This window comes from Rhizobium sp. CF142, from assembly GCF_000281145.1.
GTDB lineage: Bacteria > Pseudomonadota > Alphaproteobacteria > Rhizobiales > Rhizobiaceae > Rhizobium.
This window is the reverse complement of sequence record NZ_AJWE01000134.1, coordinates 1-22,812: the sequence shown is the minus strand read 5'-3', so window position 1 is coordinate 22,812 and position 22,812 is coordinate 1. Positions and strand designations below refer to the sequence as shown.

Annotated in this window: 22 protein-coding genes; 21 read left to right on the top strand and 1 reads right to left on the bottom strand. The window is 60.4% G+C overall.

Translation table 11 applies throughout. The annotated features are described in order from the left end of the window. Positions 1-68 precede the first annotated feature (68 nt). The 9 genes from PMI11_RS34060 (at position 69) to PMI11_RS34015 (ending at position 9,469) form a co-directional block, all read left to right on the top strand. Positions 69-941: an ABC transporter permease subunit gene (locus tag PMI11_RS34060; RefSeq protein ID WP_037072659.1), complete on the top strand. Its 873-nt coding sequence runs from the start codon at positions 69-71 to the stop codon at positions 939-941. After that, complete coding sequence (locus PMI11_RS34055; RefSeq protein WP_007826719.1) at positions 938-1,795, top strand: carbohydrate ABC transporter permease; 858 nt, start codon at positions 938-940, stop codon at positions 1,793-1,795. The genes PMI11_RS34060 and PMI11_RS34055 overlap by 4 nt, the downstream gene beginning before the upstream one ends. A 3-nt stretch (positions 1,796-1,798) precedes the next feature. Beyond that, on the top strand, positions 1,799-3,313 hold the full coding sequence (argH, locus tag PMI11_RS34050) for an argininosuccinate lyase (protein WP_007826717.1): 1,515 nt from the start codon (positions 1,799-1,801) through the stop codon (positions 3,311-3,313). Further along, positions 3,313-4,344 (top strand): ABC transporter ATP-binding protein, encoded by a 1,032-nt coding sequence (gene ugpC / locus PMI11_RS34045; protein ID WP_007826715.1) that lies wholly within the window; start codon positions 3,313-3,315, stop codon positions 4,342-4,344. The genes argH and ugpC overlap by 1 nt, the downstream gene beginning before the upstream one ends. Positions 4,345-4,358: 14 nt before the next feature. Then, complete coding sequence (locus PMI11_RS34040) at positions 4,359-5,237, top strand: carbohydrate kinase family protein (RefSeq protein ID WP_244430745.1); 879 nt, start codon at positions 4,359-4,361, stop codon at positions 5,235-5,237. Positions 5,238-5,532: 295 nt separating this feature from the next. Further along, positions 5,533-6,831, top strand: coding sequence for an efflux RND transporter periplasmic adaptor subunit (locus tag PMI11_RS34030; RefSeq protein ID WP_007826710.1), 1,299 nt, complete (start codon positions 5,533-5,535; stop codon positions 6,829-6,831). Between the two features lie 12 nt (positions 6,832-6,843). Next, complete coding sequence (locus PMI11_RS34025; RefSeq protein WP_007826709.1) at positions 6,844-7,560, top strand: ABC transporter ATP-binding protein; 717 nt, start codon at positions 6,844-6,846, stop codon at positions 7,558-7,560. Beyond that, on the top strand, positions 7,550-8,752 hold the full coding sequence (locus PMI11_RS34020; RefSeq protein WP_007826708.1) for an ABC transporter permease: 1,203 nt from the start codon (positions 7,550-7,552) through the stop codon (positions 8,750-8,752). Before PMI11_RS34025 ends, PMI11_RS34020 begins: the two co-directional genes overlap by 11 nt. Before the next feature lie 102 nt (positions 8,753-8,854). Continuing rightward, complete coding sequence (locus tag PMI11_RS34015) at positions 8,855-9,469, top strand: GntR family transcriptional regulator (protein WP_007826707.1); 615 nt, start codon at positions 8,855-8,857, stop codon at positions 9,467-9,469. A gap of 48 nt (positions 9,470-9,517) precedes the next feature. Here PMI11_RS34015 and PMI11_RS34010 read toward each other — a convergent pair whose 3' ends face one another. Beyond that, entirely contained in the window at positions 9,518-10,330 is an 813-nt protein-coding gene (locus PMI11_RS34010) for a ferredoxin--NADP reductase (protein WP_007826706.1), read from the bottom strand. Between the two features lie 248 nt (positions 10,331-10,578). On the opposite strand from PMI11_RS34010, the gene pcsA reads away from it, so the two are divergent. From pcsA to PMI11_RS33950, 12 genes are all read left to right on the top strand, one after another. Then, positions 10,579-11,304 (top strand): phosphatidylcholine synthase, encoded by a 726-nt coding sequence (gene pcsA, locus PMI11_RS34005; protein WP_007826704.1) that lies wholly within the window; start codon positions 10,579-10,581, stop codon positions 11,302-11,304. Positions 11,305-11,315: 11 nt separating this feature from the next. After that, positions 11,316-12,296: a quinone oxidoreductase family protein gene (locus PMI11_RS34000; protein ID WP_007826702.1), complete on the top strand. Its 981-nt coding sequence runs from the start codon at positions 11,316-11,318 to the stop codon at positions 12,294-12,296. A gap of 39 nt (positions 12,297-12,335) precedes the next feature. Continuing rightward, positions 12,336-13,904 carry an ABC transporter ATP-binding protein gene (locus PMI11_RS33995; RefSeq protein ID WP_007826700.1) on the top strand — a complete coding sequence of 523 codons (1,569 nt, stop codon included), beginning with the start codon at positions 12,336-12,338 and terminating at the stop codon, positions 13,902-13,904. Beyond that, positions 13,894-14,979 (top strand): ABC transporter permease, encoded by a 1,086-nt coding sequence (locus PMI11_RS33990; RefSeq protein ID WP_007826693.1) that lies wholly within the window; start codon positions 13,894-13,896, stop codon positions 14,977-14,979. Before PMI11_RS33995 ends, PMI11_RS33990 begins: the two co-directional genes overlap by 11 nt. Next, positions 14,976-15,896, top strand: coding sequence for an ABC transporter permease (locus PMI11_RS33985; RefSeq protein WP_007826692.1), 921 nt, complete (start codon positions 14,976-14,978; stop codon positions 15,894-15,896). The genes PMI11_RS33990 and PMI11_RS33985 overlap by 4 nt, the downstream gene beginning before the upstream one ends. 52 nt (positions 15,897-15,948) lie before the next feature. Then, on the top strand, positions 15,949-17,025 hold the full coding sequence (locus PMI11_RS33980; protein ID WP_007826691.1) for a BMP family ABC transporter substrate-binding protein: 1,077 nt from the start codon (positions 15,949-15,951) through the stop codon (positions 17,023-17,025). Positions 17,026-17,173: 148 nt separating this feature from the next. Further along, positions 17,174-18,136 carry a galactofuranose ABC transporter, galactofuranose-binding protein YtfQ gene (gene ytfQ / locus PMI11_RS33975; protein ID WP_007826690.1) on the top strand — a complete coding sequence of 321 codons (963 nt, stop codon included), beginning with the start codon at positions 17,174-17,176 and terminating at the stop codon, positions 18,134-18,136. 123 nt (positions 18,137-18,259) lie between these two features. Continuing rightward, complete coding sequence (gene ytfR / locus PMI11_RS33970) at positions 18,260-19,783, top strand: galactofuranose ABC transporter, ATP-binding protein YtfR (RefSeq protein WP_007826689.1); 1,524 nt, start codon at positions 18,260-18,262, stop codon at positions 19,781-19,783. Next, complete coding sequence (locus tag PMI11_RS33965; RefSeq protein ID WP_007826688.1) at positions 19,780-20,790, top strand: ABC transporter permease; 1,011 nt, start codon at positions 19,780-19,782, stop codon at positions 20,788-20,790. Before ytfR ends, PMI11_RS33965 begins: the two co-directional genes overlap by 4 nt. After that, positions 20,787-21,755 (top strand): galactofuranose ABC transporter, permease protein YjfF, encoded by a 969-nt coding sequence (gene yjfF / locus PMI11_RS33960; protein WP_007826686.1) that lies wholly within the window; start codon positions 20,787-20,789, stop codon positions 21,753-21,755. The genes PMI11_RS33965 and yjfF overlap by 4 nt, the downstream gene beginning before the upstream one ends. Before the next feature lie 13 nt (positions 21,756-21,768). Beyond that, positions 21,769-22,542, top strand: coding sequence for a FadR/GntR family transcriptional regulator (locus PMI11_RS33955; protein ID WP_007826683.1), 774 nt, complete (start codon positions 21,769-21,771; stop codon positions 22,540-22,542). Between the two features lie 64 nt (positions 22,543-22,606). Then, positions 22,607-22,812: NTP transferase domain-containing protein (locus PMI11_RS33950; protein WP_007826680.1), on the top strand; the 206-nt coding region annotated here is incomplete at its 3' end.

Genomic DNA, 22,812 nt, shown 5'->3' with positions numbered 1-22,812 from the left:
CCGCACCCGCGAATACGGAAGGGGCGGCCTTGAGCCGTCCCGCCGGATCGTTCTGGGATCGGCTGACGATGCGTCAGAAGCGCCTCGTCTGGGTCTGGACATTCCTCGCCCTGCCGATCCTGTTTTACTGCGTGATCCGTTTTTATCCGACGCTGCAAGCCTTCTACCTGTCCTTCACCAATTGGAATCTGATGAAGCCGCCGAAATTCATCGGCGTCGCCAATTATGTGAAGCTCTATAACGACCCGCAGTTCTGGAAGGTTTTCCGCAACACATTCACCTATCTCATCATCGGCACGCCGCTGAGCCTCGTCGTCTCTTTCGTCGTGGCCTTCTTCCTGGATCGTGTGCGCTTCCTGCACGGACTGATCCGCGCACTCTATTTCCTGCCGTTCCTGACGACGGCGGCCGCCATGGCCTGGGTATGGCGCTGGTTCTACCAGCCGGCTCCGATCGGCGTCATCAATGACGTGCTCGGCATGATGGGCCTGCCGCAGCAGCAGTTCATCCGCTCCGTAGATCAGGCTCTGCCATCGATCATGGTCACCTCGATCTGGGCCGGCCTCGGCTTCCAGATCATCATCTTCATGGCCGGCCTTCGCGCCATCCCGAACACATTTTACGAGGCTGCGAAGATCGATGGTCTCGGCGAATGGCCGATCCTCTGGAAGATCACGCTGCCGCTCCTTAAACCGACGACAGTCTTCCTCGTGGTCTTCTCCTCGATCGGCTTCCTGCGCATCTTCGACCAGGTCTACAACATGACGACCAACGATCCCGGCGGCCCGCTCGGATCGACCAAGCCTCTGGTTCTCATGATCTACCAGACGGCCTTTTCATCCTACAACATGGGCTATGCGGCAGCTCAAACGGTGGTGCTCTTCGCCATCCTGCTCTGCGTCTCCCTGCTGCAGCTCTGGATCCTGAGGGAGCGCAAATGAGTGCCGTGACGACAAACAACGCGGCACCGCTGCCGAAAGCTAATATCCGTCCCGGCGCCATCATCACCTGGACGCTGCTCTTCATCGGCGGCCTCATCATGGTGTCGCCGCTACTCTTCATGTTCTCGACCTCGCTGAAGACGGCAGGCCAGGTCTACGATCTGCGCCTCATTCCGGCCGAGCCGACGCTGCAGAACTACATCACCGTTCTCTCCGACGGCCGCTTCATGCGCTGGTTCCTCAATTCGACGATCGTCGCCTGCACGGTGACGCTATCCAACGTCTTCTTCGACAGTCTCGTCGGCTACACCCTCGCCAAGTTCGAATTCCGCGGCCGCTACCTCATCTTCCTCGCGATCCTCTCGACCCTGATGATCCCGACGGAAATGCTGGTCATTCCCTGGTATCTGATGTCGGCACAGCTCGGCTGGCTCGACAGCTATTGGGGCATCATGTTCCCCGGCATGATGACGGCCTTCGGCACCTTCCTGATGAAGCAGTTCTTCGAAACCGTGCCGAACGACTTCCTCGAAGCAGCCCGCATCGACGGCCTCAACGAATTCCAGATCTGGTGGAAGGTGGCGATGCCGCTGGTGACACCGGCACTCTCGGCGCTCGCCATCTTCACCTTCCTCGGCAACTGGACGGCCTTCTTCTGGCCGCTGATCGTCACCACCAGCCGTGAACTCTACACGCTGCCGGTCGGCCTCTCGAGCTTTGCCGTCGAGCAATCCATCCAATGGGAAATGATCATGACCGGTGCGGCACTCGCGACATTGCCGACGCTGCTCGTCTTCCTGGTGCTGCAGCGCTACATCGTGCGCGGTGTCATGCTGGCCGGTCTGAAGGGATAAGACATGACCGAAACCAACCCACGCCTTGCCGACAAAAGCGTCTTTCCCGATCCTGTCTACAAGGAAACGGTGCTGAAGCCGCTCTTCGATGGCGCCAAGACCCACCATGTCGATGGCTTCCGCCGTATCGACCGCGCCCATCTCGTCATGCTGGTCGAAACCGGCATTCTGGATCGCGAACAGGCCGGCAAGATCGCCGCCGCCCTCGAAGCGATCGATCGCGATATCGATCCGGAAAAGCTCGTCTATACTGGCGAAGTCGAAGACTTCTTCTTTCTCATCGAGAAGGAACTGAAAGCCCGGATCGGCGTCGATATCGCCGGCCGCCTGCACACGGCGCGTTCACGCAACGATATCGACCACACACTGTTCAAGCTCGGCCTGAAGGAGCGCATCGACGCGCTGATGGTCAGGGCACGCAAGCTGCTCGATGCGATGATCGCCACCGCCGACTGGGAAAAGGAGACGCTGATCGTCGCCTATACCCACGGCCAGCCGGCCCAGCCGACCACGTTCGGCCATTATCTCTCGGCGGCGATCGAGGTGCTGATCCGCGATATCGAGCGCTTTGCCGAGGCACGCGAGATCGTTAATCTGAGCCCGATGGGGGCTGCGGCGATCACGACGTCGGGCTTCCCGATCGACCGGGCCCGCGTTGCAGAACTGCTGGGCTTCGCCGCGCCGCTGCGCAATTCCTATAGCTGCATTGCCGCCGTCGATTATACGACGTCGACCTATAGCGCGATCGAGCTGATGTTCCTGCATCTCGGCCGCTTGATCCAGGATTTCCAGTTCTGGACGAGCTTCGAGGTCGGGCAGATCTATGTGCCGAATGCGCTGGTGCAGATCTCCTCGATCATGCCGCAGAAGCGCAATCCGGTGCCGATCGAGCATATGCGCCATCTTGCGAGCCAGACCTTCGGCCGCGCCCGCACCGTGCTTGATGTCATGCACAACACGCCCTTCACCGACATGAATGATAGCGAGGGTGAAACGCAGGGCATGGGCTACGAAGCCTTTCATTCGGCCGGACGCGTGCTCGACCTACTCGCAGCCTTCGTCGCGCAGATCAGCATTGATCCACAGCGCGTGGCAGACAATATCCGCCGTTCCTGCATCACGATTACCGAGCTTGCGGATTCGCTGGTTCGCCTCGAAGGGCTCTCCTTCCGGCAGGCGCATGAGATTGCCGCAACGGTCGCCCGCGCCGTGGTCGCCAAGGCTGGTGGTCTTTCGGATGACGGCTATCAGCCTTTCCTCGCCGCTTTCGAGGAACTGGCCGGCCGCAAACCCGGTATCGACGAGGCGCAATTTGCCGAGATCGTTTCGCCGGAACATTTCGTTGCCGTCCGCGCCCGCTTCGGCGGGCCCGCGCCGGCACCGATGGCGGATGCGCTCGCAGCCTACCAGGAAAAGGCTGCCGCATTCGCCGCAGATGCACAGGAGAGTGCAGCGCGCGAAGCCGCTGCGGCTCAGGAACTTCACACCAGATTCACGGCATTGATGGGGACGGCCTGATGGCAAATATCGAACTGCAGGGGCTCGTCAAACGTTATGGCAAGCTGGATGTTGTGCACGGCATCGATCTTGCGATTGCCGACGGTGAATTCGTCGTCTTCGTCGGCCCGTCCGGCTGCGGGAAATCGACGACGCTGCGCATGATCGCGGGCCTTGAGGATATTTCCGGCGGCACGCTAAGGATCGGCGGCGAGGTGGTGAACGAGCGCGAGCCGAAACAGCGCAACATCGCCATGGTGTTCCAGAACTACGCCATCTATCCGCATATGAGCGTGCGCCAGAATATCGGCTTCGGTCTCTATACCTCCAAGCTTTCGCAGGCGGATAAGGACAAGCGCATCGATGAGACGGCGCAGATCCTCGGACTGACGGACTATCTTGGCCGCCGCCCGGCAGCCCTTTCCGGCGGCCAGCGCCAGCGTGTGGCGATCGGTCGCGCAATGGTGCGCAACCCCTCTGCCTTCCTCTTCGACGAACCGTTGTCGAACCTCGATGCTCAGCTGCGCACGCAGATGCGCATCGAGATCAAGCGCCTGCACCAGCGGCTCGGTACGACGATCGTCTACGTCACGCACGACCAGGTCGAGGCTATGACCATGGCCGACCGCATCGTCGTCATGAAGGACGGCCATATCCTGCAGGCGGGAACCCCGATGGATATCTATGAAAACCCCGCCGATGTCTTCACGGCGCGCTTCATCGGTAGCCCGTCGATGAACCTTCTGCCGGGCACCGCTGCAGCGGACGGCTTGCGTATCGGGCAGGGCGGCCCGCATCTGATCGGCGTGCGTCCGCATGATCTGGTTATCGGCGAAGGCACGGGCGTCGTTTCGCTCTCAGGCGCGGTGACGGCCGTCGAGCCGCTCGGTGCCGAAACGCTGGTGCATTTCGATGTGGCGGGCACGCCGGTGATTGCAACCGCCCCCGGTAAGGTGATACCGGCCGTCGGCAGCGCCGTGAATGCCCATGCAGCCTCCGGTGCTCTCTATGTTTTCGATGCAAAAACGGAAAAGGCCCTCGGGCGCCAATGACCTCTGATAATGACATGCGATCCGCGGTGCTCAGCATCGGCCGGATCTATTGCGACCTGATCTTCACAGGACTGGAGACTATGCCCGTGCTCGGGCGTGAGCTCTTTGCCGATGACTTGCGCATTGCAGCGGGCGGCGGCGCTTTCATCGTGGCCGCTTATTCCGCCCATATCGGCCGCAAAACGGCTCTGCTCTCCCGCCTCGGCACTGATGGGCTTTCAAATGGCCTGATCGCGGAACTGGAAGCGAGCGGGGTCGATCTTCGCTTTCTCGACCGGGTGGCTGACGCTGGTCCGCAGGTCACGGTCGCGATCAACAACGGCGAGGAGCGGGCCTTTCTGTCCCGTCGCGCCGGCGGTGCCGAACCGGCAACGCTTGGCGAGGCGCTTGCCTGGAACGAGGCGCGTCACCTGCACATCGCCGAATTTGCCACCTTGGCGGAAATCCCCGGCCTGATCGCAAAGGCGAGGGAGAATGGGCTTACCGTATCTCTCGATCCGAGCTGGGACGAGACGCTGATCTACCAGCACGATTTCCTCGATCGCTGTGAGGGTGTCGATCTCTTCCTTCCGAATGTCGAGGAAGCCGTTGCCATCACCGGATACTCCGATCCGGACGTAGCGCTGGACAGGCTCGCCGAGCGCTTCCCGGCGGTGGCGTTGAAGGCCGGCGCCGGCGGTGCTTACTTCGCGGCCGGAGATATGCGCCTCCATCAGAATGCCCCCGCCGTCAACGTCGTGGATACGACCGGTGCGGGGGATGCCTTCAATGCCGGGCTCGTCCATGCCTGGCTTGGCGGCGCGAGCGCCGATATCTGCCTGCGCGAAGGCATTGCCATGGGCAGCCTCGCGGTTCAGGCTGCGGGCGGCGCTGCGATCCTGCCTGCACGCTAGAGCTTGGACGATACCGCGGCCTTTCCAGAGCCGCGGATCGCTCTAGGTTGACCGAAAGCGGCACCAAAATCGCTGCGCCAGATGCAACCCTGAATTATTCGCGTCGAGCCCGCGGGCTTGTTGCCGAACAGCTTTCGCTGGCTGCGCCATCCAGCTGTTTCCTTACGAATATTTCATGTTTTTCAGCCGCATTTCCGTGCCATCGTCAGGGCATCGGTAATGTTGGGTTCATCTTCGGCATGATTATCTCGGCGTGAAGCAGGGCTGATACGGCGAAGCATACATCGAGGATTAGATGGACAATTTGGAGGCTGGCAAAGAGACCGGTTCTGTAACAGGCGCAAATGCCGATCTGGCTGCCGTTCTGGTCGCCGGCCGGCAGAGCAGGGGCCGTCGCTGGCGCGGACGCCTGATCGTTCTGGTGCTCTTGATCCTCGCAGCCGCCGCTACCGCCTATTTCTACATGGGCCGCAGCAGCGCGGAGGTCACCTACACGACACAGCCGGTCAAGCGCGGCGACCTCACAGTGCTCGTCACCGCCACGGGTTCCGTCCAACCGACCCAACAGGTGGATATATCGAGCGAATTGTCGGGTACCATGCGCGACGTGAATGTCGACTATAACAGCACCGTCAAGGCAGGCGACGTTCTGGCCGTCCTTGATACCAACAAGCTGGAAGCCGATGTGAAGAGTTCGCGTGCCAAGCTCAACTCGGCTAAGGCCAATGTGGTCAAGGCGAACGCCGATCTGGAATCGGCTGCGACCTCGCTCGACCGCCTGAAGAGCCTGGTGAAAAGTAACGTCTCGACCCAGCAGAGCCTTGACGACGCGACCTACAAATATGACTCGGCAGTTGCCGCCAAGGATATCAACGAGGCCGAGGTCCTGGCCTCCGAGGCGGACCTGCAGCTTGCCGAGGTCAATCTCGGCAAGGCGAAGATCGTCTCGCCGATCGATGGCGTGATCCTCACTCGCTCCGTCGATCCGGGTGCGACCGTTGCTGCCTCGCTCTCGGCGCCCGTGCTTTTCACCATTGCCGGCGATCTCAAGAAGATGGAGCTGCAGGTGGATGTCGATGAAGCCGATGTCGGCCAGATCGCCGTCGGCCAGAAGGCGACCTTCACCGTCGATGCCTATCCCGACCGCACCTTCCCGGCCGTGATCGAGCAGATCCGCTTTGCCTCTGAAGTGGTCAACAATGTCGTCACCTACAAGGCGGTCCTCTCGGTCGACAATGCCGACTTGCTTCTGCGCCCCGGCATGACGGCGACCTCCGATATAACCGTCGAGGCCGTCAAGGATACTCTGATGGTGCCGAATGCGGCCCTCCGTTACGCGCCGCCGCAAGTGGAAGGGCGCGGTGGTCGCGGCATCTTCAGCCTGTTCCGCCCGCCGCGTCTGCCCCGCAGTGGCGGCGGCGGTGATTCCAAACTCAGCGGCACGCAGCGCCGCATCTTTGTGCTACGCAACGGCCACCCTGCGCCCGTCGTGATCCAGGTCGGTTCTTCTGATGGCCAGTTCACGCAGGTCACCTCGGGCGAACTCGCCGAAAAGGATGCGATCATCACCGATGCTGCGGCACGAACGAACTGACGGGGGCCGATGATGGAACGCCCGCCGCTTCTTGAATTCAGGCAGGTCTCGAAAATCTACGGTGAGGGCGCTGCGGCCATCCGCGCGCTCGACCATGTGAATCTCTCGATCCGCGTGCATGAATTCGTCGCGATCATGGGACCGTCCGGTTCCGGCAAATCGACGGCGATGAATATTCTCGGCTGCCTCGACGTGCCGACCTCGGGCGACTACGTCTTCCAGGGCATTTCGACAGGCGGCTTCGACCGCAGCCAGCTGACGTTGCTGCGCCGCCATATGCTGGGCTTCGTCTTCCAGGGCTTCAACCTGTTGTCGCGGACCTCCGCCGTGGAGAATGTCGAACTGCCGCTGATTTATCGTGGCATGGCGGTCGGCGAGCGGCGCAGGCGGGCGAGGGAAGCGCTCGGCCTGGTCGGCCTGTCGGGCAGGGAGCATCACAAGACGCAGGAACTTTCTGGCGGTCAGCAGCAGCGCGTGGCTATTGCCCGCGCCATCGTCACCGAACCGGCTCTGCTGCTTGCCGACGAGCCGACCGGCAACCTCGATACCAAGACCAGCATGGAGATCATGGATCTGATGACGCGGCTGAACCGCGAGCAAGGTATTACCATCGTCATGGTCACGCATGAGCCCGATATCGCCGCCTATGCCGGACGCCTGCTCCGCTTCGTCGACGGTAAGCTCGAAACCGAGGTCGAGCATCAGCGGAGGGCGGAGCATGTTCTTTGAGACGCTGAAGCTGGCGCTGCGGGCCATAAGCCGCAATCTTCTGCGTTCCTTTCTGACCGTGCTCGGCGTCGTCATCGGCGTTGCCGCCGTCATCGCGCTCGTCACCATCGGCAATGGCACGACGGCGCAGGTTTCGACCGAGCTTTCGCGCCTCGGCACCAACATGCTCTTCGTGCGCCCCGGCCAGTTCGGTCCCGGTCGCGCCAGCTCCGAAGCGCGGCGCTTCACGCTGAAAGATGTCGAGGCGATCCGCGATCAGGTCTCCGGCCTGCGGGCAGTGGCGCCATCCAATCAGTCGACGGCGACGGTCATCTTTGGCGGCCAGAACCACTCCACCACGGTATACGGCACGACCAACGACTATTTCATCGCGCAGGACTGGGATCTGGCGCTTGGCCGCAATTTCACGCCGGCAGAAGAGCGCGGCCAGTCGCGCTGCATCATCGGCGAGACCGTGCGCGAGCAGCTTTTCGGCGCCGCCGATCCGATCGGCCAGCTGATCCGTGTCGGCAAGGTTTCCTGCCCGGTCATCGGCGTCCTGGCAAAGCGCGGCCAGTCCGGCATGGGCAATGACCAGGACGATGCCGTCATCATGCCCGTCAAGGTCTTCCAGAGACGCATCAGCGGCAGCTCCAACGTGCCGACGATCCTCATCTCGGCGCGTGACGGCGTCTCGACATCAAAGGTGCAAGCCGATGTCGAGAACCTGTTGCGCGAGCGCCGCAAGATCATCCCCGGCCGCCAGGACGATTTCAACGTCAATGACATGACGCAGATCGCCGAAGCCATGACCGGCACGACGACATTGCTGACCGGCCTGCTCGGCGCAGTCGCCGCCGTCAGCCTGCTCGTCGGCGGCATCGGCATCATGAACATCATGCTCGTGTCGGTGACGGAACGCACGCGCGAGATCGGCATTCGCCTTGCCATTGGCGCGCTTGAAAATCAGGTGCTGACGCAGTTCCTCGTCGAGGCTGTCGCCCTGTCGCTCTTCGGCGGCATAGCTGGCATCATGCTCGGCCTGACTCTCGCCTACGCTGCGGTCAGCTTCCTCAACGTACCCTTCGTGGTCAGTCCGCTCATCATCTTCATCGCCTTCGTCTTCTCGGCGGCAATCGGCATGATCTTCGGCTTCTTTCCGGCCAGACGTGCAGCACAGCTCAATCCCATCGAGGCGTTGCGTCACGAATAGGGGGAACGCTCTCGCACACTGCATGACTTTGATATATCAGGATAACTTGTCTTTGGCATTTAACCGTGCCAGTATTGATATATCAGTTTGGGATTCGCCCGCATGCAGGAATCGCTAAGCCATCTCGCCTATCTGGCGCTGGAGCACGCTATCGTGACGCTGGCTTTGGCGCCGGGCGCGTTGGTAACGGAAAAACAGCTCATCGATCTTGCGGGCCATGGCCGCACACCGGTCCGCGAAGCGATCCAGAAGCTTGCCTGGCAGGGGCTGATCGTAGTGAAGCCGCGCGTCGGTCTGCAGATCGCCGAAATCCATGCTGAAGATCATGCCAATGTCATGCAGGTGCGCCGCAAGCTGGAGCCGGTTGCGGCAGCGCTTGTTGCAGATGCTGCGAATGAGGAGCAGAGGACCCGGCTCGGCGCTTGCGCCCGCGCCATGGAGGAATGCGCTGTCAGCGGCGATGTGGCGGGCTTTTTCGCCGCCGACAAGGCCTTTGACGAGATCCTCGAGGATGCCTGCCCGAACAGTTTCATGACGTCAGCATTGGGGGCGGTCCAGACCCATTCCCGCCGTCTGTGGTATTCAACCGCCAATCCGGAACGAATGGATCGTTCCATCTCGCTGCACGTCGCGGTCATCAGGGCCATTCATCAGGGTGAGGTCGAGCAGGCGCGCGAGACCATGGCCGATCTGATCGATTATCTGAGCCAGAAATAGAAACGGCCCCGTCTCCGGAGCCGTTACCTGGAAATCTATTTTCTGGCTTCAGCCGACGAAGGCGCGTTCGATCACGAACTCGGCGGGCTTGCTGTTGGCACCCTCTTCGAGGCCGGCCTTTTCCAGAAGCTCCTTGGTGTCCTTCAGCATGGCCGAAGAACCGCAGATCATGCCGCGGTCGATGGCCGGATCGATCGGCGGCACGCCGAGATCGGTGAAGAGCTTGCCTGAGGAAATCAGGTCGGTGATGCGGCCGCGATATTCGAAATCTTCGCGGGTGACGGTCGCATAGTGGCGCAGCTTGTCGCCGACGACTTCCTTGAGGAGTTCGTCATTCTGGATCTCGTGGACGAGATCGAAGCCGTATTTCAGCTCAGAAATCTCGCGCGCCGTATGCGTGAGGATGACCTCGTCGAACTTCTCGTAGGTTTCCGGATCGCGGATGAGGCTCGCGAACGGTGCGACGCCGGTGCCGGTCGAGAACATGTAGAGGCGCTTGCCCGGGGTGAGCGCATCGAGAACCAGCGTGCCCGTCGGCTTCTTGCGCATCAGCACCTGGTCGCCCGGCTTGATGAGTTGCAGATGCGAGGTCAGCGGGCCATCCGGCACCTTGATGGAGAAGAATTCCAGCTCTTCGGCCCAAGCGGGGCTGGCGATCGAATAGGCGCGGAAGATCGGCTTGCCTTCGACCATCAGGCCGATCATCGCGAATTCGCCCGAACGGAAACGGAAGCCATCCGGCCGGGTCATCGTGAAGCGGAAGAGCCGGTCGGTATAATGCGTCACGCTCAGCACCGTCTCGGCGTAGACGCCGGCGGGAATGGCGGAAGCGAATTCTTCGGTCTTTGCAGGAGCGTTCATTTCGATATCGGGCTCGTCGTTCTCAAGATGATCATCTGTATGCGAGGCAGATATTACAAAACCCCGCTAAATTAAAGGCAATCCATTCCTTCGCACGGCTGGGGAGCGAAATATGCATGTCACGGTCAGGATTCCTGGCCTGTGATGAACTGTCGCTTTTGCGCTGGCTAAGCTATTCAAAGGATGCATATTAGGCGAAAAACGACGTCCGCCGCGGCGCGGGGCGCGACAGGTGGTCACGGGGGAACATGAAAATCTTCAATTACAAGCGCGTTCCTTATGCGGAAATGCGCGCATTTTCCGTCCATATACTGACGGCTTCAGGTTCCTTCCTTGCCTTTCTCGGTGTGGTGGCCGCCGCCGAGCATCGCTTCGTTGACATGTTCTGGTGGTTGGGCCTGGCACTCCTCGTCGATGGCATCGACGGGCCGATCGCCCGAAAGGTGCGCGTCAAGGAAGTCCTGCCCAACTGGTCCGGCGACACACTCGACAATATCATCGACTACGTAACCTATGTGCTGCTGCCGGCCTTTGCGCTCTATCAGAGCGGCATGATCGGCGAGCCCTGGTCCTTCGCCGCAGCCGGCATGATTGTCGTGTCTAGCGCCATTTATTATGCCGATATGGGCATGAAGACGGAGGAGTATTTCTTTTCCGGCTTCCCCGTTGTCTGGAATATGGTGGTCTTCACGCTCTTCGTCATGCATGCGAGCGAAATGACCGCCTTTATCGTCGTCACCGTCTCCGTGATCCTGACTTTCCTGCCGATCAACTTCCTGCACCCCGTACGGGTCCAGCGTCTGCGCCCTTTGAACCTCGGCGTCTTTCTGCTGTGGTCGGCACTCGGTGCCTATTCGCTGCTGAAGTCTTTCGACATGCCGCAATGGGCGGTCGTTCTCTTCATCGTGAGCGGCATCTATCTTTACGTTATCGGTGCCGTGCTCCAATTTTTCCCGGCGCTTGGACGTAAATGAGGTAGACTGAGATGACAAAGACGAAGGCGGTTTCTTTCTCCAGAAATGGTGGTCCCGAGGTTTTCGAATATGTCGATATCGATCTGCCGCCGCCTTCTGAGGGGCAGGTGCAGATCCGCCAGCAAGCGGTCGGGCTGAATTTCATCGACGTTTATTTCCGTGACGGCACCTACAAGGCGCCGCATCTGCCCTTCGTGACCGGCAAGGAAGCCGCCGGCGTCGTCACGTCAATTGGCCCCGGTGTGACCGATTTCGCCGTGGGTGACCGCGTCGCCTATGCCAGTGCCGATGGCGCCTATAGCGCGGAACGCAATATCGAGACGAAACATTTGGTAAAGGTGCCTGACGGCATCAGCCTGGAAACGGCCGCTGCCATGATGCTGAAGGGCATGACGGCGGAATATCTGCTGAACCGAACCTTCAAGGTCGGCCCCGAGACCGTGCTGCTGTTTCATGCCGCAGCCGGCGGCGTCGGCCTCATCGCCGGCCAGTGGGCGAAAGCGCTCGGTGCAACCGTCATCGGCACGGCAGGTTCCGCCGACAAGGTTCAGCTGGCGCTCGAACATGGCTATGATCATGTCATCAACTACAAGACCGAGAACTTCGCAGAGCGCGTGCGGGAGATCACCGGTGGCAAAGGTGTCGACGTGGTCTATGACTCGATCGGCCGCGACACTTTCCTGCAATCACTGGATTGCCTGAAGCCGCGCGGGCTCTTCGCGTCGTTTGGCCAATCCTCGGGCGCGATCGAGAACTTTACCATGGCACATCTCGCGCAACGGGGCTCGCTCTATGCCACGCGGCCGACGCTCTTCACTTATATCGCCTCACGTCAGGAGCTAACCGATTGTGCAAACCATCTATTTGATGTTGTGCGCAGCAACAAAGTGCGTATCAATATCAACCAAACCTATCCGCTGCGTGAGGTTGGGCGGGCCCACGCAGATCTGGAAACAAGAAAAACAACCGGAACGACGCTGCTGATTCCATGAGATCCGAACGGACCGGTCGGCAGAAGAAATGAGGGGAACGTGTCGCCATTGAATGTGCCGGCTTCCGGTGCGTTGTTATCGGTCCAGAAGCTGACGAAATTCTTCGGTAGCTTTGCCGCCTGCAATGAAATCGATCTCGATATAGCGCCGGGCGAAATTCATGCGCTCCTCGGCGAAAATGGCGCAGGCAAATCCACACTGGTCAAGATGCTTTTCGGCGTTCTGGAGCCGACGGACGGGCAGATCCTCTGGGAGGGCAGGCCGGTCACGATCACCTCGCCGGGCGAGGCCCGGAAGCTCGGCATCGGCATGGTCTTCCAGCATTTCTCGCTGTTCGAAGCACTGACCGTTGCCGAAAACATCGCGCTTTCGCTTGATGACAGCATTCCGATCGGCAGGATCGCCGAAGAGGCGAGGGCGCTGTCGCAGGCCTATGGCCTGCCGCTCGATCCGCACGCCCATGTCGCCGATCTCTCGGTCGGCGAGCGCCAGCGGATCGAAATCGTCCGGGTGCTGCTGCAGAATCCGAAGCTCATCATCCTTGATGAGCCGACATCGGTGCTGACGCCGCAGGAGGCAGACAAGCTCTTCGAAACCCTCTTCAAGCTGCGTGCCGAGGGCCGCTCCGTTCTCTATATCAGCCATCGTCTGGAAGAGGTGCAGCGCATCTGTGATCGCGCCACCGTGCTGCGTCATGGCCGGGTAACCGGCGCCTGCGATCCGAAGCAGGAAACGCCAGCCTCTCTCGCCCGCATGATGGTCGGCAGCGAGGTGGCTTCCGTCACGCATCCCGAGCGCAGTGACAAGGGTGATGTACAGCTCGCGGTCTCGAATCTTTCCGTTGCCGCGCGCACGCCCTTTGCCATGCCGCTGCGCGATGTCTCCATGACGGTACGGTCAGGCGAGATCCTCGCGATCGCCGGTGTTGCGGGCAATGGGCAGAGCGAACTTTTCGATGCGCTGTCAGGTGAATATCCTGTCACCTCGGCCGAAGCGGTCGTGATCCGCAAGAAGCCGGTCGGAGCGCAAGGCATTACCGCGCGGCGCCTGCTCGGTGCCGGCTTCGTGCCGGAAGAGCGGCATGGCCATGCGGCCGTTTCCGCCATGAAACTCTCCGATAATCTGGTGCTGGCCCGCAGCCAGTCCGACCGCAACGCCTTCCTCGGTATCCTCGGCATTATCCGCTACAGCGCAGTAAAATCTGCCGCACGTCGCATTTCGGAGGCCATGGACGTGCGCAAGAGCGGCGATGACCCCGCCGCAGGCTCGCTCTCCGGCGGCAACCTGCAGAAATTCATCGTCGGCCGCGAGCTCGACCGCCAGCCCTCCGTTCTCGTCGTCAATCAGCCGACCTGGGGCGTGGACGCTGGTGCGGCAAGCCGCATCCGCCAGGCATTGGTGGACCTGGCAAAGGCCGGTTCGGCCGTCGTCGTCATCAGCCAGGATCTCGACGAGATCTTCGAAGTGGCGACTGATATCGCTGTCATTTCCGAGGGGCGTCTTTCGAAACCCTACGCGGCAGGTGAACTCACGCGCGAGAAGATCGGCCTGCTGATGGGCGGGCTGCATGAAAGCAAGCATGCTGCGGAGGCTGCTCATGCGCATTGAGCTTGAAAAGCGCCCGCAGGTCTCGAAACTCTATGCCTTCGTTTCACCGCTTCTCGCTCTCGTTCTGACGCTGATATTTGGCGCCATCATGTTCGCCATGCTCGGCAAGGATCCGGTCGAAGCGCTCGACGCCTTCTTTCTCGAGCCGCTTCTGGAAGTGTGGTCGCTGCACGAACTGGCCGTCAAGGCGGCCCCGCTGATCCTGATCGCCGTTGGTCTCGCGGTCTGTTATCGCTCCAACAACTGGAATATCGGCGCCGAAGGCCAGTTTACCATCGGCGCGATCACCGGCTCCTATATTCCGATCGTCTTCTACGACTGGCATTCGCCGCTCGTGCTACCGCTGATGCTGATCCTCGGCGCACTCGGCGGCGCTCTGTTTGCTGCCATTCCGGCGCTCCTGAAGGCGCATTTCAATACCAATGAGATCCTGACATCGCTGATGCTGGTCTATATTGCCCAGTTGTTTCTCGACTGGCTGATCCGGAGCGCATGGCGTGATCCGAAGGGCTTCAACTTCCCGGTCTCGCGCGATTTCGCGCCGGAAGCGATCGTGCCGGCAATCTGGGAGGAATCGGGACGCGCCCATTGGGCCTTCATCTTCGCCATTGTTGCGGCGGTGCTCGTCTGGTTCATGATGCGCTTCACGCTGAAGGGCTTCGAGATCGTCGTGCTCGGCCAATCGGAACGGGCAGGGCGCTTCGCAGGCTTCTCGTCGAAGAAGATGATCTGGTTCAGCTTCCTCTTTTCCGGTGCGCTGGCCGGCCTTGCCGGCATCTGCGAAGTCTCGGGTTCCATCGGCCACCTGCAGCCGGCGATTTCGCCGGGTTATGGCTTCACCGCCATCATCGTCGCCTTCCTCGGCCGCCTCAACCCACTCGGCATCATCGCTTCGGGTCTGGTGCTGGCATTGACCTATCTGGGTGGTGAGGCGGCGCAGCTTTCGATCGGTGTTTCGGACAAGGTCACCCGTGTCTTCCAGGGGCTGATCCTCTTCTTCGTGCTCTCCTGTGACACGTTGATCTATTACAAAATCCGCATCGTCTGGTCGCGGGTCAGGGGTGGCGCGGCATGAGCATCTTCGAAGCCATTCTGCTGACGGTCATTACCGCCTCCACGCCTCTCGTCATTGCCGCACTCGGCGAACTCGTAACGGAGCGCTCCGGCGTCCTCAATCTCGGCGTCGAGGGCATGATGATCATGGGCGCTGTCGCCGCTTTTGCCGGTGCGCAGATCTCGGGCTCACCCTATGTCGGCATCATCTGTGGCATCGTCGCGGGCGGGCTGTTTTCGTTGCTCTTCGCCTTCCTGACGCTGACGCTGGTTGCAAACCAGGTGGCGACCGGCCTGGCGCTAACCCTTCTCGGCCTTGGCGTCTCCGGCCAGCTTGGCGAGCCCTATGTCAGCGTACCCGGCATCCGGCTGGAGGAAATCGACGTTCCGCTCCTGTCCGATATTCCGGTTATCGGCCCGGTTCTCTTCAAGCAGGACCTGATCTTCTACCTGTCGATCGCATTGCTCTTCGGCGTCAGCTGGTTCCTGTTCAAGAGCCGCGCCGGCCTGAAGCTTCGGGCGATCGGTGACAGTCACGGCTCGGCCCATGCGCTTGGCATTCACGTCATCCGCACGCGCTATCTGGCTGTCATGTTCGGCGGTGCCTGTGCGGGTCTTGCCGGTGCGCAGCTTTCGCTCGTCTATACGCCGCAATGGGTGGAGAACATGTCGGCCGGCCGGGGCTGGATCACACTGGCGCTGGTTGTCTTCGCCTCCTGGCGTCCGTGGCGGGTTTTTGCCGGTGGTTATCTTTTCGGCGCGGTCACGATCCTGCAGCTTCATGCACAGGCCTTCGGCCTCGGTATTCCCGCGCAGTTTCTCTCGATGCTGCCCTACGCCGCGACTATTGTGGTTCTCATCATCATTTCTCATAATCGACGCACGACGTTGATCAACACGCCCGCGTCGCTTGGAAAAGCCTTCGTACCGGAGCGATAAAACAAGAACACGGACGGGTTTACGGAATAACTTCAAACCAACAGGGGTCATCATGAAGAAGTTCGCACTCACTCTTGCCGCATCGGCCGCAGCCGTGATCGGCATTTCCTCTGCTGCCGCGGCAGCGGACAAGACGAAGGTCTGCTTCGTCTATGTCGGCGCACACAATGACGGCGGTTATTCGCAGGCACACGATGTCGGCCGCCAGCAGGTCCAGGCCGAATTCGGCGACAAGATCGAAACGCCTTATCTCGAAAACGTCCCGGAAGGGCCGGATGCCGAACGCGCCATCGAGCGCCTTGCCCGCTCCGGCTGCCAGCTGATTTTCACCACGTCTTTCGGCTTCATGGACGCGACGGTCAAGGTTGCTGCCAAGTTCCCGAAGGTCAAGTTCGAACACGGCACCGGTTACAAGGCCGGCCCGAATCTCGCGACCTACAACTCGCGTTTCTATGAAGGCCGCTACATCCTCGGCCAGATCGCCGCCAAGACCTCGAAGAATCACGGCGCTGCCTACATCGCTTCCTTCCCGATCCCGGAAGTGGTCATGGGCATCAACTCTTTTGAGCAGGGCGCAAAGTCGATCGACCCGAGCTTCAAGCTGAAGGTCATCTGGGTCAACACCTGGTTCGACCCGGGCAAGGAAGCCGACGCCGCCAAGGCCATGATCGACCAGGGCGTCGACGTGCTGACGCAGCACACCGACACGACCGCGCCGATGCAGGTGGCCGAAGAGCGCGGCATCCATGCCTTCGGTCAGGCATCTGACATGATCGCAGCCGGCCCGAAAGCTCAGCTGACGGCGATCGTCGATACCTGGGGTAACTATTACTCCAAGCGCGTTCATGCGCTTCTGGACGGTACCTGGAAGTCCGAGCAGAGCTGGGACGGCCTGAAGGATGGCATCCTCAAGATGGCGCCCTACACGAACATGCCTGACGACGTAAAGAAGATGGCTGAGGAAACCGAAGCCAAGATCAAGTCCGGCGAACTGCATCCCTTCACCGGTCCGATCAACAAGCAGGACGGCACGCCCTGGCTGAAGGCCGGTGAAAAGGCTGATGACGGCACGCTGCTCGGCATGAACTTCTACATCGAAGGCGTGGATGACAAGCTGCCGGCGCAGTAAGCAGAGTTTGTAACTCGCAGTTGCGAAAAGGCGCTCTGAAAAGGGCGCCTTTTTTGCTGCGCTGCATGCTAAAATGCTCATTTACAAAAGTAATACTATATGATTTTTTGACCCTGCGCCGCGAGACGCGGCATTGGGAGAGGAAATCATGAAATTGAAGACTGCACTTTTGAGTGCCACGATTTTGGCTGCCTGCATGTTCGGTTCGGCCTCGGCTGCCGGCCTGACCGTCGGCTTCTCGCAGATCGGCTCGGAATCGGGCTGGCGTGCGGCTGAAACGACCGTGACGAAGGAGCAGGCCAAGAAGCGCGGCATCGATCTGAAGTTTGCCGATGCGCAGCAGAAGCAGGAAAATCAGATCAAGGCACTGCGCTCCTTCATTGCTCAGGGCGTCGATGCCATTCTCGTTGCTCCTGTTGTCGAAACCGGCTGGGACGACGTTCTGAAGGAAGCCAAGGAAGCCAAGATTCCGGTCATCCTGCTCGACCGCACCATCAAGGCTCCTGACGATCTCTACCTGACTGCGGTTACCTCCGACCTGGTCCATGAAGGCAAGGTCGCCGGCGACTTCCTGGTCAAGACCGTCGGCGACAAGAAGTGCAATGTCGTCGAGCTGCAGGGCACGACCGGTTCGTCGCCGGCCATCGCTCGCAAGAAGGGCTTCGAAGAAGCCCTTGCCGGCCACGACAACCTGAAGATCGTTCGCAGCCAGACCGGTGACTTCACCCGCACCAAGGGCAAGGAAGTCATGGAAAGCTTCCTGAAGGCCGAGAATGGCGGCAAGGATATCTGCGCTCTTTACGCCCATAACGACGACATGGCCGTCGGCGCGATCCAGGCGATCAAGGAAGCCGGCCTGAAGCCCGGCAAGGATATTCTCGTCGTCTCCATCGACGCCGTGCCCGATATCTTCAAGGCCATGTCCGAGGGTGAGGCCAATGCCACAGTTGAGCTGACGCCGAACATGGCAGGTCCGGCCTTCGATGCGCTCGATGCCTATCTGAAGGACAAGAAGGCTCCGCCGAAGTGGATCCAGACCGAGTCCAAGCTCTACACGCCTGCCGACGACCCGATGAAGGTCTACGAAGAGAAGAAGGGTCAGGGCTACTGATGATTTGAACCTGGAACCGCACCGGTCCATCATGGACCGGTGCGGAACTGCCGGTGCCGGGCCGGGCGTCATGCCTGGTTTTGGCACAGGCGCAAGGCGCAATATCAGGAAACAGCAGCCCTCATGGTTCACAATTTCGAGAATATTCTCGCAGCTTCGGCCGTATCGAAATTCTTCCCCGGTGCCGTCGCCCTGGATAAGGTGGATTTCACGCTGCGCCGGGGCGAGGTGCATGCGCTTCTCGGCGAAAACGGCGCCGGCAAATCGACGCTCATCAAGTGCATTACAGGTGCCTATCGCCGCGACGGCGGAAGCCTGACGCTGGAAGGTCACGAGATCGATCCGGCTGATACGCTGGCCGCGCAGAAGCTCGGCATCGGCACCGTCTACCAGGAGGTCAACCTCCTTTCCAATCTCAGTGTTGCGGAAAACCTTTTCCTCGGCCGCCAGCCGAAGCGCTTCGGCATGATCGATGCCCGTACCATGAATCGGAATGCCCGTGAGCTTCTGGCAGGCTATGGCCTCGATATCGATGTAACCGCGCAGCTCGACCGTTTCTCGGTCGCCGTCCAGCAGATCGTGGCGATTGCCCGTGCCGTCGATCTCTCCGGCAAGGTGCTCATTCTGGATGAGCCAACGGCAAGTCTCGATGCGCATGAAGTCGAAATGCTTTTTGGCGTCATAAACGACTTGAAGAAACGTGGATTAGGCATTGTCTTCATTACCCATTTCCTTGAGCAGGTTTATGCAATCAGCGACCGCATCACCGTGCTGCGCAATGGCCGGCTTGTCGGTACGCATGAGGCAGCGGAACTGCCGCGGCAGAACCTGATCTCCATGATGCTCGGGCGCGAACTCGCCCAGACGGAGCATGCCGCCAAAGAACGCACCATTGCCTCCGGCGAGGTTAAATATACTTTCGAGGGCTTTGGAAAACGCGGCAAGGTGAAGCCCTTCGATCTCGAAGTCCGTGTCGGTGAAGTCGTCGGCATTGCCGGACTTCTGGGCTCCGGGCGTACAGAGACCGCCGAACTCATGTTCGGCATCGAAAGCGCCGACAGCGGTGTTGCCAGGATAGACGGATCGCCGGTGACGCTGTCGAGCCCGCGTGCCGCGATCGGCAAGGGTTTCGGCTTTTGCCCGGAGGACCGCAAGACGGATGGCATCATCGGTGACCTGTCGATCCGCGAGAACATCGCCCTTGCGCTGCAGGCCCGCCGAGGCTGGGCACGGCCGCTGTCGCGCGCAGAACAGAATGCGATTGCCGACGAATACATCAAGGCGCTCGATATCCGCACGACCGACCGCGAAAAACCCATCCGGCTTCTGTCGGGCGGCAATCAGCAGAAGGCGATCCTTGCGCGCTGGCTCGCCACGAATCCAGATTTCCTGATCCTGGACGAACCGACCCGTGGCATAGATGTCGGCGCTCATGCCGAGATCATCAAGCTGATCGAGCAATTGTGCGCCAGAGGCATGTCGTTGATCGTCATTTCCTCGGAACTGGAAGAGCTGGTCGCTTACAGTTCGCGCGTCATCGTACTGCGCGATCGCGAACATATCGCTGAATTGACCGGTGAGCGCATTACCGCCGCCGGCATCGTCGACGCCATTGCTGCCGCCGATAAACGAACGGAGGATGCATGACTGCCTCGCTGAAGGTGCTGGGCTTTCGTCTTGCGCCGCAATTGATTGCGCTTTTGGTTGTTCTTCTTTTGAATTTCAGCTTCTTCCCGCAATTTCTTGATGTGATTGTTCAAAATGGCCGGCTCTATGGGAGCATCATCGATGTGCTCAATCGCGGCGCGCCCGTGGCGCTGCTGGCGATTGGCATGACGCTCGTCATTGCCACCAAGGGCATCGACCTTTCGGTCGGCGCGGTGATCGCGATCTGCGGCGCCGTCGCTGCCTCGTCGATCGTCGAAGGCAATTCGCTTCCCTATACGCTGGCGCTTACCGTTGTCATCGGTCTGCTCTGTGGCTTTTGGAACGGCTTTCTTGTTGCCGTCCTCAATATCCAGCCGATCATTGCGACGCTTGTGCTGATGGTCGCCGGCCGCGGGATAGCCCAGCTCATTACCGAAGGTGTCATCATGACCTTCAACGATGACGGGCTGATCTTTCTCGGCAGCGGCTCCTTCGCCTTTCTGCCCATGCCCGTCGTCATCTGGCTGATCGTCGCCCTGCTGGTCATCCTGCTGGTTCGCCGCACGGCGCTCGGCATGCTGATCGAGGCTGTCGGTATCAACAGGCGCGCGAGCACGCTTTCCGGCGTACAGACACCGGTGCTGCTGATGGCGGTCTATATGCTGAGTGGCCTCTGCGCGTCCATCGCCGGCATCATCGTCGCCGCCGACATCAAGGGGGCGGACGCCAACAATGCCGGCCTCTGGCTGGAGCTCGATGCCATCCTTGCCGTGGTCGTCGGCGGCAATTCGCTGCTCGGCGGCCGCTTCAGCATCATCGGTTCGCTGATCGGCGCGATGATCATCCAGGCGGTTAACACCGGTATCCTGCTTTCCGGCTTTCCGCCGGAGTTCAACCTCATCATCAAGGCGGTCATCATCATTGTCATCCTGGTCATCCAGTCGCCGGCCATGCAATCGCTCGCCAGCTTCTTCACTCGCCGGACGGACGCAGGAGGGCGCAAATGAATTCCAAATATTTGCCGCTCCTTGCAACGATCGTCATCTTCGTGCTCGCCTATGCAGTCTGCACCCTGCAATATCCGAACATGCTGTCGACACGCGTCATCGGCAACCTGCTGACGGATAACGCATTTCTCGGCATCGCCGCCGTCGGCATGACCTTCGTCATCATCTCTGGCGGCATCGATCTGTCGATCGGCTCCGTCATCGCCTTCACCGGCGTCTTTCTGGCCGTGGTCCTGCAGAACACCAGCATTCATCCGCTGGCGGCCTTCGCAATCGTTCTCATCATCACCACGGCCTTCGGTGCGGTCATGGGCATGATCATTCACTTCCTGCAGATGCCACCCTTCATCGTGACACTTGCCGGGATGTTCCTTGCTCGCGGCATGGCCTATGTCCTGTCGATCGACAGCATTCCGATCAATCACGAATATTATTCGACGCTGACCAGCCTCTACTATCGTCTGCCGGGCGGTGGGCGCCTGACGCTGATCGGTGGCATCATGCTGGTCGTCTTCGCAACCGGCATCTTCATCGCCCATCGCACCCGCTTCGGAACCAATGTCTATGCGCTGGGCGGTGGCGTGCAGACGGCGCAATTGATGGGCGTCCCGGTGGCGCGCACGACGATCCAGATCTACGCATTGTCGGGTTTCCTGGCGGGCCTATCCGGAATCGTTTTTTCCCTATACACCTCTGCCGGATATTCTCTTGCGGCGGTGGGCGTTGAACTCGATGCCATCGCGGCAGTCGTCATCGGAGGGACGCTGCTGACAGGAGGAGCGGGATTCGTGGCAGGGACCTTCATCGGTCTGCTGATCCAGGGGCTCATTCAGACTTACATCACCTTCGACGGTACGCTGTCGAGCTGGTGGACGAAAATCCTGATTGGCCTGCTGCTTTTTGCATTCATGGTAATGCAGAAGGCCATCCTTTTCCTTTCCAGTCTGAACAGGAGATATGGCTAGGAGGAGTAACGGATTGCGCAACAGACCGCTTGAAACCCGTAAGGCAGGGCGAAGAACCCGAACAAGCCACGCGCATGTCGTCGATGAACTCGGCCGTTCAATTGTTGCCGGCACCTATCCCGTCGGCACGATCCTGCCCGGAGACGGAGAGCTGGCGCAGCGCTTCAAGGTCTCACGCACGGTACTGCGTGAAACGATGAAGACGCTCGCCGCCAAGGGCATGGTCGTTGCAAAGGCGCGTGTCGGCACACGTGTGACGGAAAAGAACTTCTGGAACATGTTCGACACCGAAATCATCTCCTGGCATTTCGCCAACGGTGTGAGCGAAGAATTCCTCCTGCAGCTCTACGATATCCGCCTGGCTTTCGAACCATTCGCCGCCGGTCTCGTGGCCGAGCGTGCAAACCCGGCCGATATCGAATTGCTGCGCGGTCTGGCGCTCGACATGGCCGCAAGCGGCCATACGTCCGACAGCCTGGCACTTGCCGATCTGCGCTTCCATCTCGCCGTTTCCGAAGCATCCCACAATCCCTTCATGCGCACGCTCGGCGGGCTCATAGAGGCCGCACTCGTCGGCATGTTCCGCATGAGCACGCCGCCATCGCAGAGTGGTTTCGCCAACATCGCCGAAACCCACATGCGCATCGTCGATGCGATCGCGGCAGGCAATACTGCTGCAGCGCGCAAGGCGATGGAAGATGTCATCATCGAGGGCAGGGAGCACGTCCACGAAGCCTTCTCCGCGCTCTCCGAGCCCATCGTCTCCCTGCCGATTTCGTCTTTTTGAAGCCTCGCCTTGCTGCTATGAGCGGCAGAACAGCCGACTAGCAATGGATTCTCGGAGTCTGCCCATGGAACGCACCTGCCTTGCCGTCATTCTCGCCGCCGGCGACAGCACGCGCATGAAATCAGCGAAATCGAAGGTGCTTCATGAGGTCGCAGGCCGTCCGATGATCGCCCATGTCGTGGACGCGGTGGCAGCAACAGGCGTTTCATCCGTTGCCCTTGTCGTCGGTCGCGATGCCGAGAAAGTGGCGAAGGCCGCCGATATCGGCGG

What these genes read in the sequence shown, in the direction of transcription:
- pcsA (WP_007826704.1), top strand. Translation starts at nt 10,579, where the DNA reads ATGAAAATCTTCAATTACAAGCGCGTTCCTTATGCGGAAATGCGCGCA.
- PMI11_RS34030 (WP_007826710.1), top strand. Translation starts at nt 5,533, where the DNA reads ATGGACAATTTGGAGGCTGGCAAAGAGACCGGTTCTGTAACAGGCGCA.
- PMI11_RS33965 (WP_007826688.1), top strand. Translation starts at nt 19,780, where the DNA reads ATGACTGCCTCGCTGAAGGTGCTGGGCTTTCGTCTTGCGCCGCAATTG.
- yjfF (WP_007826686.1), top strand. Translation starts at nt 20,787, where the DNA reads ATGAATTCCAAATATTTGCCGCTCCTTGCAACGATCGTCATCTTCGTG.
- PMI11_RS34010 (WP_007826706.1), bottom strand. Translation starts at nt 10,330, where the DNA reads ATGAACGCTCCTGCAAAGACCGAAGAATTCGCTTCCGCCATTCCCGCC.
- PMI11_RS34055 (WP_007826719.1), top strand. Translation starts at nt 938, where the DNA reads ATGAGTGCCGTGACGACAAACAACGCGGCACCGCTGCCGAAAGCTAAT.
- ugpC (WP_007826715.1), top strand. Translation starts at nt 3,313, where the DNA reads ATGGCAAATATCGAACTGCAGGGGCTCGTCAAACGTTATGGCAAGCTG.
- PMI11_RS34025 (WP_007826709.1), top strand. Translation starts at nt 6,844, where the DNA reads ATGGAACGCCCGCCGCTTCTTGAATTCAGGCAGGTCTCGAAAATCTAC.
- PMI11_RS33990 (WP_007826693.1), top strand. Translation starts at nt 13,894, where the DNA reads ATGCGCATTGAGCTTGAAAAGCGCCCGCAGGTCTCGAAACTCTATGCC.
- ytfR (WP_007826689.1), top strand. Translation starts at nt 18,260, where the DNA reads ATGGTTCACAATTTCGAGAATATTCTCGCAGCTTCGGCCGTATCGAAA.
- PMI11_RS34000 (WP_007826702.1), top strand. Translation starts at nt 11,316, where the DNA reads ATGACAAAGACGAAGGCGGTTTCTTTCTCCAGAAATGGTGGTCCCGAG.
- PMI11_RS34015 (WP_007826707.1), top strand. Translation starts at nt 8,855, where the DNA reads ATGCAGGAATCGCTAAGCCATCTCGCCTATCTGGCGCTGGAGCACGCT.
- PMI11_RS33980 (WP_007826691.1), top strand. Translation starts at nt 15,949, where the DNA reads ATGAAGAAGTTCGCACTCACTCTTGCCGCATCGGCCGCAGCCGTGATC.
- ytfQ (WP_007826690.1), top strand. Translation starts at nt 17,174, where the DNA reads ATGAAATTGAAGACTGCACTTTTGAGTGCCACGATTTTGGCTGCCTGC.
- PMI11_RS34060 (WP_037072659.1), top strand. Translation starts at nt 69, where the DNA reads ATGCGTCAGAAGCGCCTCGTCTGGGTCTGGACATTCCTCGCCCTGCCG.
- PMI11_RS34040 (WP_244430745.1), top strand. Translation starts at nt 4,359, where the DNA reads ATGCGATCCGCGGTGCTCAGCATCGGCCGGATCTATTGCGACCTGATC.
- PMI11_RS34020 (WP_007826708.1), top strand. Translation starts at nt 7,550, where the DNA reads ATGTTCTTTGAGACGCTGAAGCTGGCGCTGCGGGCCATAAGCCGCAAT.
- argH (WP_007826717.1), top strand. Translation starts at nt 1,799, where the DNA reads ATGACCGAAACCAACCCACGCCTTGCCGACAAAAGCGTCTTTCCCGAT.
- PMI11_RS33985 (WP_007826692.1), top strand. Translation starts at nt 14,976, where the DNA reads ATGAGCATCTTCGAAGCCATTCTGCTGACGGTCATTACCGCCTCCACG.